A 15,274-nucleotide genomic window follows, 5' to 3' on the forward strand; every position below is an offset into this window, starting at 1 on the left:
TACAGAGCACAACAACATGACTATAAAGGTTGGCATCAATGGTTTTGGTCGGATCGGTCGCCTCGCTTTGCGAGCAGCCTGGAGCTGGCCAGAGTTCGAATTCGTGCAGATCAATGATCCAGCCGGTGACGCGGCGACTCATGCGCACCTGCTGAACTTCGACTCGGTGCATGGCCGTTGGAATTACCAGGCTGACTCCGAGGGCGACAGCATCGTCATCGACGGCAAACGAATAAAGGTAACGGCCAACAAAGCGATTGCCGACACTGATTGGTCGGGCTGCGATCTGGTGATTGAAGCCAGCGGCAAAATGAAGACCGTCTCTGTGCTTCAGGCTTACCTGGACCAAGGAGTGAAACGAGTTGTGGTCAGTGCGCCAGTGAAAGAGAAGGGCGCGTTGAACATCGTCATGGGCGTCAACCACCAGTTATTCAAACCGGCTGAACATCGCATTGTCACTGCCGCTTCATGCACTACCAACTGTCTGGCGCCCGTGGTGAAAGTCATCCACGAGAAGCTGGGCATTCGCCACGGTTCGATCACCACCATCCATGACCTGACCAACACCCAAAGCATTCTCGATCAGCCGCACAAGGATCTGCGGCGTGCGCGTGCATCCGGGATGAGTTTGATTCCGACCAGCACCGGCTCGGCCACCGCCATTGCCGAAATCTTCCCAGAGCTGCGCGGGCGCCTGAATGGTCACGCTGTACGCGTGCCGCTGGCCAACGCTTCGCTGACTGACTGCGTCTTTGAAGTCGAGCGTGCCACCACTGTCGAAGAGGTGAATCAACTCCTCAAGTACGCTTCCGAGAGTGAGCTGAAAGACATCCTCGGTTTTGAAGAACGTCCGCTAGTGTCCATCGACTACCGCACCGACCCGCGCTCATCGATCATTGATGCGCTGTCGACCATGGTCATCAACGGAACCCAGGTCAAACTCTATGCCTGGTACGACAACGAATGGGGCTATGCCAACCGCACCGTCGAACTGGCCAAAATGGTCGGGCTGGCAGTCTAAGGAGCGGTCATGAACGTGTTGTCAGCCCTCGCTCCGCAAGTGCGGCAGTACTTGCTTGTGACGGGCAACTACTGGGCCTTCACGCTTACCGACGGCGCCTTGCGCATGTTGGTGGTGCTGCATTTTCACGCGTTGGGCTACAGCCCCCTTCAAATCGCGGCGTTGTTCCTGTTCTACGAACTCTTTGGCGTGATCACCAACCTGGTGGGTGGCTACCTCGGCGCCCGGCTGGGTTTGAACCGAACGATGAACATCGGGCTGGGCATCCAGGTCGCGGCGCTGCTGATGCTGACGGTTCCTGTCGTCTGGCTAACCATTCCATGGGTGATGGGCGCTCAGGCGTTGTCGGGGATCGCCAAAGACCTGAACAAGATGAGCGCCAAAAGCTCGATCAAGCTTCTGGTTCCGGATGGGCAACAGGGCAAGCTCTACCAGTGGGTGGCGATTCTCACCGGCTCGAAGAACGCACTCAAGGGTGTCGGCTTCTTTCTCGGCGGAGCCTTGCTGGCATTGATTGGCTTTAAAGGCGCCTTGCTGGCCATGGCGGGTGTCCTGGCGCTGATCTGGATCAGCAGCTTGATTCTGTTGAAAAAGGACCTGGGCAAGTCCAAAGCCAAGCCAAAATTTCGCGACATCCTGTCCAAGAGCCGGGCGATCAATATCCTCTCAGCAGCGCGGATGTTCCTGTTCGGGGCCCGCGATGTCTGGTTTGTGGTGGCCTTGCCGGTGTACCTGAGCAGCGTCTTTGGTTGGGACTTCTGGAAGGTTGGCGGCTTCCTTGCTGCCTGGGTGATTGGCTACGGCATCGTGCAGTCCTTCGCGCCCAACTTCACCGGCAAGAAACGTGGGCATGTACCGGATGGTCGCGCGGCATTTCTGTGGGCACTTGCACTGGCGGGCCTGCCTGCGGCAATGGCTCTCGGGCTGAATACCGGGCTGTCACAACAGGTGGTGCTGCTCGGCGGATTGATGGTCTTTGGTGCGCTGTTCGCGGTGAATTCGTCGCTGCACAGTTACCTGATCGTCTCCTACGCCAAGGAAGACGGTGTGTCGCTGGATGTGGGTTTTTATTACATGTCCAACGCCATGGGACGACTGATCGGCACGGTGCTCTCTGGCTGGGTTTATCAAGTGCATGGGCTGGGTGCGTGCTTGTGGATATCGAGCGCATTCGTGCTACTCGCAGCCTTAATCTCCATAGGCCTGCCCAGGCATTCTGCGTCGCTACTTAACGACGTCGGGAAGAATGACCCATACGCATGAGCAATGGGCGCCGATGACCATCGCCCTTTCTGGAATAGAAGATCCGCTGACAGGGCTGACGGCTGGAGACCGAGTGGCGTTTTCATTTCGGGTAGAGGGTGGCAGAGTGGTCGATTGTTTCCATTGGCTCTGCTGGTGGGGGCAAACCCATTGGCAAGCTTGTAAAGCAGTTGCGGTTTCCTAGCCCGTTATTGACCTATCAGAACAGGCGCATCGTAAAACCGTTGTGCATGCCAGACTTTAAGTGTGACTGTAGAACCGATGGGTGATTGCCCAAGGGCTAGCCGAAGCTCGACGGAATCGTCTACGGGTGAATTGTTGATTGCCACAACAACATCACCCCGTGATAGCCCTGCTTTTTGTGCATTACTTCCAGGTGATACAGCGTCGACCCATACACCCGTCGATGGAAGTTTGAGCTTTGGCGCTTTTACCGGGTCAATCGTTTGAATGACGGCCCCTATGCGCCCTGGCAACGGTGACAGTGCCGGGCAGTTTTTGCCCTGCATCACCTGCGTCACAACGGATTTCTTCGCCTGCCCGACTTTGGGGGCTATGGGGTCGGATGATGAGGCAATTAGCTTGTCCGCATCAGATAGGGAAATATGTAAGTAATCACATGAGCGACCCTGATACGCCGAAACGTTCTCTCTGGCCAAAAAGTCTTCCAGCGTCGATCCCTGAATGGGCGTAGCTGCAGTTGTGTTTGCGGTGGCGAAGGTAACTGGAACACCTGGCGTCATCGTTGGCGCAGCAACGGCTGGCGATGCAGCGGTCGCCGTGTCCGAGTCATCACTAAGGATTGGCGCAACGACCATAGACCCGGCTGCAACTGCACCTAAGGCCATCACGGTCGACGAATCGACGCCTGGCATCATCGACCCTCCTATTGCGCCTAACGTGGCCAAGTCGCCGACTCCATAGTCGGACGCACAACCACTGATGCCTGCAAAACAGGAGACTGCTGCTAAACAACGGACTGACTTCGATATGTTCGCAAGCATTGAATTCCCCTGGGTGACGGCGATATGCATTCCTGACTGGAGGCATCATGGCAATTCGCCTTATTTTTGTATATGTCAGAGATTGTCAGACTTGTTCAGGGAAGGGGTGGGAGCGATAAACCCGACTCTAAGCCGGGCTTTTTCAGGATGATCGGGACTAATCGACGAGCTTTTTCAATAATTTGAATGCAGACACTGCGCCGGCTACGGCGGCGACGGGCGCACCCAGTGGCGTGAATGCCAGAGCGCGGAGTGCAACGCTATTGATCGCCGGAGTCGCCAGGTTTGCAGTGACGTTCGAGGCTGTATCGCTTAGGCCTGCGGCTGATGCAGCGCTCTTCATTCCTGTTCCGATCGTAGAATCTGGAGCCCGCGCCACTCTCTGCGCCACGTATACCGCTCCATTGACAGCGAGCGTTCCGGCCTCTTCTTTGATTCGAGAAGTAGCGTATCCAATAGGCCCTTTGGTTAATTGGTTTGTAGCAAGTGCGAGGAGACGTCCCGCGCCCCGGCTGCGTTCAGGCTGGAGGCAAAATGCCATCTTGGCTATTCGACAGTATTTCGTCTACCACCGGAAACGAAAAGGCCCGAGGCTCGGCCGGATTCGGTGATGGATACCTCGGCGGCACCCCAGAGGCGTTCGGATCTTGTTCAGGGCCTGGATAGATCTTTCAATGTCGGCAGCGGTTCCAGTAGCAGTGTCCGGTTGCTATTTGGGCATTGTCAGACCTTCTGTAGAGCCCGCACGACTTGCGCCCTTACTGTTGAAGGCCGCCACCAGGAACGGCAACCAGCCATCATTTCAAGTATCAAAGTAGACGCATGATTGAATGCAAGCAGGTGCTCCCGCTTGGCAGCCACGGGTGCCGGTCAAGCATTTGGCCGCTACAATGCGTGCCTCGACCGTGACAAACCAGATAAAAAAATATGTCCCTGCCTAAACATCACCTGGAACTGCTCAGCCCCGCTCGTGACGTGAGCATCGCCCGCGAAGCCATCCTGCATGGTGCCGACGCCGTTTATATCGGTGGCCCGAGCTTCGGTGCGCGCCACAACGCCTGCAACGAGGTGAGCGAAATCGCCCGGCTCGTGGAGTTCGCCCGGCGCTACCACGCCAGGGTGTTCACCACGATCAACACGATCCTGCATGACAATGAGCTGGAGCCGGCCCGCAAGCTGATCCACCAGCTGTACGATGCCGGGGTCGATGCGTTGATCGTCCAGGATCTGGGCGTGATGGAGCTGGATATCCCGCCGATCGAGCTGCACGCCAGCACCCAGACCGACATCCGCACCCTGGCACGGGCGAAGTTTCTTGACCAGGCAGGCTTCTCCCAACTGGTACTGGCCCGCGAGCTGAATCTGCAAGAAATTCGCGCCATCGCCGACGAGACCGATGCGGCGATCGAATTCTTCATCCATGGCGCGTTGTGTGTCGCATTCTCCGGCCAGTGCAACATCTCCCACGCACAGAACGGTCGCAGCGCCAACCGTGGCGACTGTTCACAGGCCTGTCGTTTGCCGTACACCCTCAAGGACGACCAGGGCCGCGTCGTCGCCTACGAAAAACACTTGCTGTCGATGAAGGACAACAACCAGAGCGCCAACATCCGCGCGTTGGTGGAAGCCGGCGTTCGCTCGTTCAAGATCGAAGGGCGCTACAAGGACATGGGCTATGTGAAGAACATCACGGCCTACTACCGCCAGCGCCTGGACGATGTTCTTGAAGATCGACCGGATCTGGCCCGAGCGTCCAGTGGCCGCACCGCGCATTTCTTCGTGCCTGACCCGGACAAGACCTTCCACCGTGGCAGCACCGACTACTTTGTCAGCGAGCGCAAGGTCGACATCGGTGCCTTCGATTCACCGACGTTCACGGGTTTGCCGGTGGGTGTGGTGGAGAAGGTTGGCAAGCGTGACTTGCAGGTGGTGACCTCCGATCCGTTGTCCAACGGCGACGGTCTCAATGTGCAGATCAAGCGCGAGGTCGTCGGTTTTCGCGCCAACATCGCCGAGCCCAAGGGTGAGTTCCTCGAAGACGGCCAGAAGCGCTATCGCTACCGTGTCGAGCCCAACGAAATGCCGGAAGGGATGTACAAGCTGCGGCCCAACCATCCACTGAGCCGCAACCTGGACCATAACTGGCAGCAAGCCTTGCAGAAAACCTCTGCTGAACGTCGCATCGGCCTGGCCTGGGTGGCGCGACTTGACGAGCATCGCCTGCAACTGACCGCCACCAGCGAGGAGGGCGTCAGCGCCAGTCTGTCGCTCGACGGCCCGTTCGGTCTGGCCAACAAGCCGGAGCAGGCCCTGGAGCAACTGCGTGATCTGCTCGGTCAACTGGGCACCACCGACTACCACGCCACCGCCATCAAACTGGAGGCAACCCAGGCGTTCTTCATCCCCAACTCGCAGCTCAAAGCCTTGCGTCGGGAAGTGATCGAAGCGTTGACCGCGGCCCGTCTGCTGGCCCATCCACGGGGTGGCCGCAAGGCAGAAACCAACCCGCCGCCGGTGTACCCGGAATCGCACTTGTCGTTCCTGGCCAACGTCTACAACCAGAAGGCCCGCGATTTCTATCACCGTCACGGCGTCAAGTTGATCGATGCAGCCTTCGAGGCCCACGAAGAAACCGGCGAGGTGCCGGTGATGATCACCAAGCACTGCCTGCGCTTCTCTTTCAACCTCTGCCCCAAACAGGCCAAAGGTGTCACCGGCGTTCGCACCAAAGTCGCGCCGATGCAACTGGTGCACGGTGATGAGGTGCTGACGTTGAAGTTCGACTGCAAACCTTGCGAAATGCACGTGATCGGCAAGATCAAGGGGCACATCCTTGACCTGCCGCTACCGGGCAGCGTCGCCGAGCCGGTCGTCGGTTACATCAGCCCTGAAGATCTGCTCAAGACGATTCCTCGCGCGCCCCACTGAAAGGTAGGCTAGCCAGCAGACCCGAGAGCAGCAACCCCGGCACCACGCCGACCCATAGGTATTTGAGCCGTAAATGGCCCTGGCCCTGCTGAATGGCCGAGGCGTACGCGTTTGTTCTCTCGCACACCTTCACCTGTAGGAGCCAGCTTGCTGGCGATGGCGTCCGTCCAGTCAATAAACAGGTTGACTGACCCTCCGCGATCGTCGGCAAGCCAGCTTCTACAGGGGGAATGCGTGCACCTGACACTGCGGCCCCAAGGTGAACGGCATTACGCGTAATGCGTGGTTTTTCATTTGTCGGCTAGCGCACTATCAGAGCAAATAACCCGCAGCCAGCCCTGGCGGGTTGTCCTGTGCGGCGGCGATGAGATGCAGCGCAATGTGCGGTGGCTCGTCAACGGACGAAACCTCGAAACCGCCCACTACCAGCGGAAGTCGCTCACACATTTCGGTCGACTCTCCCGCCAGTTTTTTCGCCATTTTCGCGTGGTTCGCTGCGATTTCATTGAGAGTTGACACGTTACATCTCCGGGTAAAAGACCCAGCGCAGGGCTGGCGTCCGTAACATTGATTTGATAGTTGCCGCGTCAGAATTACGTCGTTCCCAGGCGGCTACGACCGGCGTTTGCAATCCCTGCGCCAGGGGCCGCGGCAATTCTTTGTCGTGTCAGCATAAGCGACGAATGGTGACACTTGTAGGGTGCCGGCGGTGCGCAATGCCTTTCATTATCGGATCAAGTGATTCGATCAGTGGCCGTGACGAGGGGGTACGCCCTCGCCACAGGACAGCGATTACTCGACCGGATCGAGTGATCCAGCGCCCGGTTCACGTTCAGTTCGCCCAGCATGATCACTTGGGCAATGCCCAGCAGGGTATTGCGACTCGGCCCGTGCGTACGGTCCGCCAGATCCATGGTCATGACATGGGCTGAGGCCAGTGATTCGCAAGCGTGTCCCAGCAGGTCTTCGGTGTTGATGTGTGGATCGAGGGTGTACATCGTGCTGGGTGTGCGCGGGGTGGCACGGATGTCGGCATGGGAGGGGACGCGGTCGGGGTCTTGGTGGAGGTTTTCGGAATCGAGGTTTTCGAGGGGCTCTGCTTCCGGGGGATTGGGTGTTGGTTTGATCATTGATGAAACTCCTGGGATGTAAATGAGGAGCCATCACCCCCTCGCTACCAAACGAATGGGTGGCAGCCATACGCAGGTTGGTAGACCGGTCCAGGAACCCGGCGCGTTCGAAGACGCCCCGCGCATGGCCACCATCAAGGAGCAGAGATGAAACAGCTCTGCAAAAGGTGGCGCGATGCGCCTGGAAGATCCGGGCTACCAAACCCGATCACTGTTTTTCAGCGACCGACCAACGATAGAACCCGGGCCCAAGGCGCACAAGCCGGCGGATTCTGGCGTACCCGTAGGCAATGACGCAAGGCGCTGTAGCTTTCGCGAAGTTACCGGCGAGGCTTTTAAACACAGGCGTGTTTAACAGATCGAATCGATATCCAGCGTGTATGGCGCGCCGATAGTGCGCCCATAGATTGAACTCATCAGCGCGTCCCCCTCAGGGTCCTCCGGCGCCATGGCGAACGGGTCTTTAACCTTGTTCTCAGGATGAGCCAGCCAGCGCGCCACGTTAGCCTTCAGTTGCTCAGGCTGTTCCAGCCGCGACCCGTAAAGCGCGTGTGCGGTCACCCTCTCTTCACGCACGCGTTTCAAACGATCGACTGTGATTGCGACCCTGCTTTTTTCCAGGCCGAGTGCTCGGATGTTGTTCTCCTGGCTGCGCGCATAAGCCTCCGAACGCGCCGATAAACTACGTTCTATCTCACGCAACTGTGTGGTGATTCGTGCCAGCGAATTCGCGACCCGATCAAACTCAAGATCCGTCACCCGCGAACGCTTTTTCTCGTGCGCTTGCTGCCACCGCAACAGAACCGCCCAACACGCCGGAACATATCCGCCGGCCATTAGGTGATTTCCGGCCTGGAAGATCTGCGCCAGTAATGGCGGCCGATGGGGCAACCCGTTTTTCTGCTGAATCGCCAAGCTGCAAGCCGCATGTTGGGTGATAGTGTCGCAGCCGGGTTCCCACAGGATCGCGGACTTTATCCCACGCTCAAATTCCACCGGCATGAAATGCCGTAACGAACCATGGTGATCATACGGCTCGCCCGTCCAGTTCGTGATGCCCGCAAAAAACACCGACAACCCGAGCGGCACGTTGACAAACGTCAACGCCAACCCCGTCCCGAACACATCGGCCTTGGTGTCCATCCAAGTGCCCGGCACGCTCGGCACCGGGTCGTTGTGGTTGACGATGCGGTGATGGACCAGGTCCTTCGCGCCGGCGACGAAATTGGCATCGCCTGCACGGGGGGCGCCGTAGGTGTAGAGCTGGAGGGTGTAGTCGAAGCCCGGGCGACGACGCAGCATTTCCGAGAGGATCAATGCCACCGCGCCACCGAGGCTGTGGCCGCAAATCATGAGCTTCTGTCCGGCGTAAAATTTTTCGAGATAGTTAACGACGAACTCGTAGGCAGTTTGCGCGGATTCATAGAAACCTCGATGCACTTTGCTGTCTGTGTCTTCAAACGGCACTTGGAGTGCATCTGCATCGCGTAGTCCATCCGCTAGAAGTTCATAAGTGCCACGTACCGCGATCAGTATCAGTTCATCGTTGTGAGTAATGAACGCTTGGGTATCAGTCGCGTCAGCCCCAAGCGTCCTGTCATCGAGAAAGTGAATTTTTGCAGGATGTTCCTGATCGCCATCTTGCTTGAGTTTGTTGACCTCATAGAGGCCTGGATCGAAAGGCACGATTTCCAGGCGTTTGGAGTAAGGCACGTCCTCATACAGTGGGTAGAAGGCTTGTTTTTGCGCGGCATCGACACGCCACAACTCATCAGACTTGGCCAGCGCATCGCCGAACCAATTCCCCACGCTGGGTTGTATAGGGAAGGTCACGGTTGTCGTTTTTACCGGATGACCGTCAGGCTGCTGCCCGAAAGGGCAATAACTCAGCGTAGCCATCAACGCGAGCTGGTAGAGATTCAGCGCACAAAACTCCGGGTCGGTCGACAGCATTGGGCGTAACGCTCGCAGAGGCCGCACTTCAAGAACCGTGTGTTTAAGGGGCATCAGCGCAACACCGAGCTTTCCATGTTCCCCCATGGTTCTCGCTCGGTTCGGGCTATGGGGATAATGACGATAGACCTCGGGCGGCAGGTGGGAAACGTGCTTCACCAAGTGACGTACTTCTACTTGGAGGAACTCATCCGCACAGGCTTGTGCCGGGTTTGTCCGGGTGCGGGTTGAATTTTGATTCAAATAGCGGGTTTGTTCGGCTCGGACTTGAAGTTCAGTGATTTTGAGCGGGTAGTGAGGTCTTGCCTGTAGAAAAACATAGTTTTTTTCACTACCTTCGTACGGTTGATTGAGCAAAACTGCTACAGGCCCTGCAGAGTGATTTGTGATTGTGGCTGTACCAGTAATATCCAAGTGGCCGCTGTATTTAATGCCTTCCGAGTCAGTCGCTGTAAAAGCTAAGCCAGCGTAAGGCTCACCTGATCCGAATTCATTGACCAGCTGAAAAGTGCTCCATTTGCTTTGTAACGGACAGGCGAGCACGCGACTGCTCAAGCGTGATTCCAACTCTTTATCCAATGACGTCATTTCAAATTCTCCTTATTCTTTGCAGCCCGGGTAAATGGTGCATTGGCGTCCGTCCGGCATGCGAAAACTGCTGAAGTCCTTTTCGTTTCCAAAGCAAAAGGCGTATTGGTCTTCAAAGTTGTCTCCCATGCAGCGTTTCCAGCCGCCAGTCACATTGACCCAGGTGTCGCGAATGGCGGGGCGCTCCTTATCAGCCAACGTAATCTTCATCTTCACGGTCTTACCCGGTAGCTGATCGAGGCTGTACCCCGAAACTGGGTGGCCACTTTCCGGCTCGCCTCGGGCGTTCGCTGCTTTGCAATCAAGGATTTTGACAATACGTCGCTGCGCACCCGAAGTGCGAAACAGCCACTGACAATGGCCATAGAAAGTGCTTTCGCCGGCGTCACTGAACGTGCCTTTGTACTCTTCCTCCAGATCATCGCGGACGATGACCATTGCGCTGTCCCCACCGAAATCCCCCCGATGTGTCCAATACGAAGCGTTGATATCCAGCTTGATGCGCCTGATCACCAGCGGACAGCCACTGACTGTTCGGTACATGGCAATTTCAGAATTCGGCGTGTAACTTTCACGCCACTTCATGTTGTACCCGACGGCCGTATTTCTTCCGCCTGGCACGGTGCAGGTTTCACCTTTGGCGGGCACATACTCGGCGATGGCCTTGTAGGCAAATTCGGGCGGTAAGTCGGCGGTGAAAGTGAATGTGTTCGGCTGATTCTTGGCGCAGCCGGTGATTAATGTGATGCAGCAACTCAGAGCAGAAAGTTTCAACAGCAACTTCTTCTGCGAAGAAAAGAACGGCATGTGATTAATATCCTTATTCCGTGCAGCCGGGATAAATAGTGCAGACGCGTCCATCCACCATTTTGAAGGTGCTGAAATCTTTGTAATTCCCGAAGCAAAACGCGTATTGGTCTTCAAAGTTGTCGCCTATGCAGCGTTTCCACCCGTTAGGTACCTTGACCCAGGTGTCCGCAATGGCGGGTCGCTCTACGTCGGCCAACTTGATCTTCATTTTCACGGTCTTGCCTGAAAGCTGGTCGAGCGTGTATGCCGAAAACGGATGACCCTGATCCGGCTTTCCCTGTGCATCAGCGGCTTTGCAGTCAAGAATTTTTCTGAGGATGCGAGGCTTGCCTGAGGTGCGAAACAGCCACTGACATTGACCGTGAAAGGCACTTTTCCCCGTTTCGTCGAAAGTGCTCCTGTATTCGTCTTCCACCTTATTGCGAATGACTACAGTTGCAAAATCCCCACCGAAATCGCCTCGTGCTGTGCCGTAGGAGGAATTGATTTCCAGATCAATTTTCCAAATCACCAGCGGGCAGCCACTGACTGTCCTGTACATAGCGATTTCGGAGTCCGGCGTGTAACTTTCACGCCACTTCATGTTGTACCCAACTTCCGTATTTCTTTCCCCCTGCACGGTGCAGGTTTCGCCCTTGGCGGGCACGTATACGGCGACGGCTTGGTAGGCAAAATCAGGCGGTAAATCGGCGGTGAAGGTGAATGTATTCGGCGGGCTCTTTGCACAGCCGGTGATTAATGTGATGCAGCAACTCAAAGTAGAAATTTTCAACAGTAACTTCTTCTGCGAAGAAAAGAATGGCATGTAATTAATGTCCTTATTCTGTGCAGTCCGGGTAAATGGTGCATTGCCTTCCATCCGGCATCCGGAAACTGCTGAAGTCTTTGAAGTTGCCGAAGCAAAAGGCGTATTGGTCTTCAAAGTTGTCTCCCATACAGCGCTTCCAACCTTTGGGAAGTTTTACCCAGGTATCGCTCATATAAGGTCTTTCCTCGCCAGCCAACGTAATCTTCATCTTCACGGTCTTACCCGGTAGCTGATCGAGGCTGTGCCCCGAAACTGGGTGGCCACGCTCCGGCTCTCCTCGGGCGTTCGCTGTTTTGCAGTCAAGGATTTTGACTATGCGTCGCTGCGCACCTGAAGTGCGAAACAGCCACTGACAATGGCCATAGAAAGTGCTTTCGCCGGCGTCACTGAACGTGCCTTTGTACTCTTCCTCCAGATCATCGCGGACGATGACCATTGCACTATCCCCACCGAAATCCCCCCGATGTGTCCAATACGAAGCGTTGATATCCAGCTTGATGCGCCTGATCACCAGCGGACAGCCACTGACTGTCCGATAGATGGCGATTTCAGAATTCGGCGTGTAACTTTCACGCCACTTCATGTTGTACCCGACGGCCGTATTCCTTCCCCCCGGTACGGAGCAGGTTTCACCTTTGGCGGGCACATATTCGGCGATTGCCTTATAGGCAAAGTAGGGCGGTAAGTCGGCGGTGAAAGTGAATGTATTCGGCTGCCCGGTAGAGCAACCCGCGACCAACGCCATACAACAAACCACCCCTGCAATACTCGATATCCGCTTCATATCGGCACATCCCCTCGCCAAAACCCCACCCAGTGCTGCACCCGTTCAAAGTGCTCCGTCGGGCTCTCATTTCCCCGCACCTCCCACTCCGGCGGCAACGTAAACCCCGGCGCCTGCAGGCTCTGAATCAGCAGAAATTGCAACTGCTCCGGCGCTACCCACCCCCACGCATCCGCCAGGGTCAAACGCTCACGCAACCACGTATCAGGTTCATGCACTTCGGCGACATTGGCGTAAGCCTCAACATGCTCGGCCAACAAGTAGCGATGGGCGTTGAGCCGGCGAATTTCAGAGGCCTGCGGTTGGGGCTGGGGTATGCGCAACCAGAGTGGGTTGTCGGGTACGGGATACGTGTCGGGGGCGGGGTTGTGAGTTGTGTTCCACGTTGCGCCGTCCCAGTAGCAGAGGCTGATCGCCGGCCCAAGAAAGGCCGGATATTCTTCGGCTGGCAGATGTTTTAGCGCTCGGTTCAGCACTCGATTGTCGTGAAAGCGGTACAGCGCCTGATAGGGACGCGTCCCGACAATCAATCGCTCTTGCCAGTGATTGACCAACCCACGCAAGGCGCCTTTTTCCACGCTCGCGAGCCTGCCCCAGTTGCGCTCGGGATGATCCAGCAGGGCGTCGAGCCGTCTGTCGCCGGACTGTTCCAGGGTGAACATAAACGGACCGGCATCGGCCAGGTTCGCAAGCGTCGTTGCGTTGTAGACGCTGAGGTATTGGTCATGTTCACTGGACTTCAACAGCAGCTGACGGGTTTCGCGCTCGTTCTGCGGATCCAGCACCAGGCACACTTCATGGCCCGAGCGGCGCTGTTCGTTCATCCATTGGCGGGGGAATGTGTTGATCATGCGGCGGCTCCTTGCGTTGGGCAGACGCCATCTCGGCAGGCTTCGCAGATCGGACAGAAGTCCGCCGCCAACGCGTTGCTTTCCGTCATCCGTGCGGGCTGGGAAGACGCGAGCATGGGCGGTAGTTCAGGTGGCACAGACAAGCCATCAACTGACCGAGGCGCAGCGACTGAGGCGGCTGGCACGTGCATCGGGGCGCCACCGATCTGGAAGGCGCTGCTGCCGAATATTCCGCCGCCACCTACTTGTAAATGTTCACCACCGCCTTCGATCAAGACCTTGGTTGCGGCTTTCAAAATGATCAGATCGGCTTCAATAACAACGGCCCGGCCAGCACTAAAAGCCAGCGTTTGATCAACATGGGTGTGGCTGTTGCCGGCAACTTGCAGGTAATCGTTGGCCTGGAGTTGCGTGTGCCGATCACCGCGGGTGGTGCGGTGTTCCGTGGCGTGCAGCACGGTAACGCTGTCGCCCTTGACGGTGGTGCGCAGCTCGTTGCCGACCTCCAGGTGGCTGTCGTTTTCTATTCGCTGTTCCATGTCCCGCTGGGCGCGCAGGTAAATCAATTCCTGGCCAGCGCGGTCTTCAACGTGCAGTTCGCTGAACCCCGTGCTGTCGGGCGAGCTGCTGGAGCGGAAGACGCTTCGGGTTTTGTTGGCGGGTAATTCGTAGGGCACCGGATTGGCGCTGTTGGCGAGGCACCCGATGATTTCGGGATGATCAGGGTCACCGTCCTGAAAGCTGACCTGGACCTCCATGCCGACTCTCGGCAGGGCGATGCCGCCAAAGGCGTTGCCGGCCAGGAGGGAGGAGACTCGTAGCCAGCAGCTGCTTTTATCGTCGTTGCGACCTTCGCGATCCCAGAAGAATTGCACCTTGACCCGACCGTACTCGTCGCAGTGGATTTCTTCGCCTTTCGGACCGGTGACCACGGCGCTTTGAACACCGGCAATGCGCGGTTTGGGGTGGGTCAGCGGCGAGCGATAGATCACCTCCCAGGGCGTGGCGAGGAACTGGTTGCGATAACCCTGAAAGCCGCTTTCAACGCTGGTGCCCGTGTAGGCCGCGTACTGTTGCAGGACTTGCGGCTGCGCCCCTTCATGCTCGATTTCGGTCAGCAGCCACAGGTCGTTCCATTCTTCGTCCGGGTGTTCAGCCAATGGCAGGAAGTGCCCGGAGAGCAACGCCGGTTGATCGCTTTTACCCCGCGCCACACGGCATTCGGCGCCGTGACGCTCCTGTGCGCGCCGACTCAACAACTTGCCACGGTCACGCTGAATGAAACGACCGGGGTAGTGGTAATCCTCAAGATCCGGCTGAGTTCGGGAAACATCAGACCTGCTCTCGGCCTCGAGTAAAATCCGCGCTTTCTTGAAGTCGTAATCGCGGCGCGTGGTGCGGCTGGTGCCGGCTTGCACCTGTACGTCAAAGTGGTTGATCACCGGCGTTTCGGCGACCATGCCGTTGTCGTGTTTATAGCGGGTCGGCCGGTCGAGCCTGGGAAACACGGTCTGGTCGTCGCCAAATACCATTACGTGTTTTTCGCGGCTGTGCTGGAAGTGATAGTGCAGCCCTTCCTCCTGGCAGAGGCGTTCTATAAATGCTTTGTCGGACTCCTGATACTGAACGCAGTACTCACGAACCGTGTAAACGCTGCCCAGTTGAAACTGGTGAAAATCACGATGGATGCCGTGGTCTTCCAGCACCTGCGCAATGATTTGCGGGACGGTCATTTGCTGGAAAATGCGGCAATTGATGCGGTGCTCCAGGTACGCCAGTCGAGGCACCAGCGTCACGCTGTAGCGGGTCAGTCCATTGCCGAGACTGCCTTTGCTCACACCCTGTATTTGTCCGTGAATGCCATCGCCAGCGTGATTGAAGGCGAGGAAGGCCAGCGTGTTCAGCAGGTCGTGCTGACTCAGGTCGCGCCTGTCGCTGACCAGTTCAATCTCAAAGGCGTATGGCTGGCTGATGAATTCCTTGCCGGTGAACCTGAGCACCTGAAGGTCATGTTGCACGTCGTCGATCGTGAGGCTGAAGCGGGCGTGAGGGTTTGCATTAACCATCCAGGGTTCCTTTTCCTGTGACGTGGCACAGGCTCCGGGACGTTGATGCAACACGCGTAAATGACCTT

General features: G+C 57.1%; 11 protein-coding genes and 1 pseudogene. 3 read left to right on the forward strand and 9 right to left on the reverse strand.

Annotated features, from left to right (window positions below; all coding sequences use genetic code 11):
* Nucleotides 1–16: 16 nt before the first annotated feature.
* Nucleotides 17–1,021 carry an ArsJ-associated glyceraldehyde-3-phosphate dehydrogenase gene (locus tag ACI77H_RS16440; RefSeq protein WP_407012797.1) on the forward strand — a complete coding sequence of 335 codons (1,005 nt, stop codon included), beginning with the start codon at nt 17–19 and terminating at the stop codon, nt 1,019–1,021.
* Nucleotides 1,022–1,030: 9 nt separating this feature from the next.
* Complete coding sequence (gene arsJ / locus ACI77H_RS16445) at nt 1,031–2,284, forward strand: organoarsenical effux MFS transporter ArsJ (protein WP_407012798.1); 1,254 nt, start codon at nt 1,031–1,033, stop codon at nt 2,282–2,284.
* 188 nt (nt 2,285–2,472) lie between these two features.
* Here arsJ and ACI77H_RS16450 read toward each other — a convergent pair whose 3' ends face one another.
* Entirely contained in the window at nt 2,473–3,162 is a 690-nt protein-coding gene (locus ACI77H_RS16450) for a PDZ domain-containing protein (protein WP_407012799.1), read from the reverse strand.
* Nucleotides 3,163–4,215: 1,053 nt separating this feature from the next.
* Here ACI77H_RS16450 and ACI77H_RS16455 point away from each other — a divergent pair.
* Entirely contained in the window at nt 4,216–6,216 is a 2,001-nt protein-coding gene (locus ACI77H_RS16455; RefSeq protein ID WP_407012800.1) for a U32 family peptidase, read from the forward strand.
* Between the two features lie 312 nt (nt 6,217–6,528).
* On the opposite strand, the gene ACI77H_RS16460 is transcribed toward ACI77H_RS16455, so the two are convergent.
* From ACI77H_RS16460 to ACI77H_RS16495, 8 genes and pseudogenes are all read right to left on the reverse strand, one after another.
* A complete protein-coding gene (locus ACI77H_RS16460) occupies nt 6,529–6,735 on the reverse strand; it encodes a hypothetical protein (RefSeq protein WP_407012801.1) in 207 nt (68 codons plus the stop codon).
* A gap of 273 nt (nt 6,736–7,008) precedes the next feature.
* A pseudogene (locus ACI77H_RS16465) lies at nt 7,009–7,346 on the reverse strand (DUF6124 family protein).
* A 351-nt stretch (nt 7,347–7,697) separates the two neighbouring features.
* The gene (locus tag ACI77H_RS16470; RefSeq protein ID WP_407012802.1) at nt 7,698–9,887 is read right to left on the reverse strand and encodes a lipase family protein; all 2,190 of its coding nucleotides are present in this window, start codon (nt 9,885–9,887) and stop codon (nt 7,698–7,700) included.
* 12 nt (nt 9,888–9,899) lie between these two features.
* Nucleotides 9,900–10,694 (reverse strand): hypothetical protein, encoded by a 795-nt coding sequence (locus tag ACI77H_RS16475; RefSeq protein ID WP_407012803.1) that lies wholly within the window; start codon nt 10,692–10,694, stop codon nt 9,900–9,902.
* Nucleotides 10,695–10,707: 13 nt separating this feature from the next.
* Nucleotides 10,708–11,502 carry a hypothetical protein gene (locus ACI77H_RS16480; protein WP_407013075.1) on the reverse strand — a complete coding sequence of 265 codons (795 nt, stop codon included), beginning with the start codon at nt 11,500–11,502 and terminating at the stop codon, nt 10,708–10,710.
* A 13-nt stretch (nt 11,503–11,515) separates the two neighbouring features.
* Nucleotides 11,516–12,289, reverse strand: a complete 774-nt coding sequence (locus ACI77H_RS16485) for a hypothetical protein (protein ID WP_407012804.1) — start codon at nt 12,287–12,289, stop codon at nt 11,516–11,518.
* Nucleotides 12,286–13,140, reverse strand: a complete 855-nt coding sequence (locus ACI77H_RS16490; RefSeq protein WP_407012805.1) for a DUF4123 domain-containing protein — start codon at nt 13,138–13,140, stop codon at nt 12,286–12,288. Before ACI77H_RS16490 ends, ACI77H_RS16485 begins: the two co-directional genes overlap by 4 nt.
* Entirely contained in the window at nt 13,137–15,206 is a 2,070-nt protein-coding gene (locus ACI77H_RS16495) for a type VI secretion system tip protein VgrG (RefSeq protein WP_407012806.1), read from the reverse strand. The genes ACI77H_RS16490 and ACI77H_RS16495 overlap by 4 nt, the downstream gene beginning before the upstream one ends.
* Between the last annotated feature and the right edge of the window lie 68 nt (nt 15,207–15,274).

The organism is Pseudomonas sp. O230 (assembly GCF_045447035.1).
Classification (GTDB): domain Bacteria; phylum Pseudomonadota; class Gammaproteobacteria; order Pseudomonadales; family Pseudomonadaceae; genus Aquipseudomonas.

Excerpts from the sequence above, each read along its gene's own strand:
- ACI77H_RS16440 (WP_407012797.1), top strand. The coding sequence starts at position 17 with ATGACTATAAAGGTTGGCATCAATGGTTTTGGTCGGATCGGTCGCCTC.
- arsJ (WP_407012798.1), top strand. The coding sequence starts at position 1,031 with ATGAACGTGTTGTCAGCCCTCGCTCCGCAAGTGCGGCAGTACTTGCTT.
- ACI77H_RS16450 (WP_407012799.1), bottom strand. The coding sequence starts at position 3,162 with ATGATGCCAGGCGTCGATTCGTCGACCGTGATGGCCTTAGGTGCAGTT.
- ACI77H_RS16455 (WP_407012800.1), top strand. The coding sequence starts at position 4,216 with ATGTCCCTGCCTAAACATCACCTGGAACTGCTCAGCCCCGCTCGTGAC.
- ACI77H_RS16470 (WP_407012802.1), bottom strand. The coding sequence starts at position 9,887 with ATGACGTCATTGGATAAAGAGTTGGAATCACGCTTGAGCAGTCGCGTG.
- ACI77H_RS16475 (WP_407012803.1), bottom strand. The coding sequence starts at position 10,694 with ATGCCGTTCTTTTCTTCGCAGAAGAAGTTGCTGTTGAAACTTTCTGCT.
- ACI77H_RS16480 (WP_407013075.1), bottom strand. The coding sequence starts at position 11,502 with ATGCCATTCTTTTCTTCGCAGAAGAAGTTACTGTTGAAAATTTCTACT.
- ACI77H_RS16485 (WP_407012804.1), bottom strand. The coding sequence starts at position 12,289 with ATGAAGCGGATATCGAGTATTGCAGGGGTGGTTTGTTGTATGGCGTTG.
- ACI77H_RS16490 (WP_407012805.1), bottom strand. The coding sequence starts at position 13,140 with ATGATCAACACATTCCCCCGCCAATGGATGAACGAACAGCGCCGCTCG.
- ACI77H_RS16495 (WP_407012806.1), bottom strand. The coding sequence starts at position 15,206 with ATGGTTAATGCAAACCCTCACGCCCGCTTCAGCCTCACGATCGACGAC.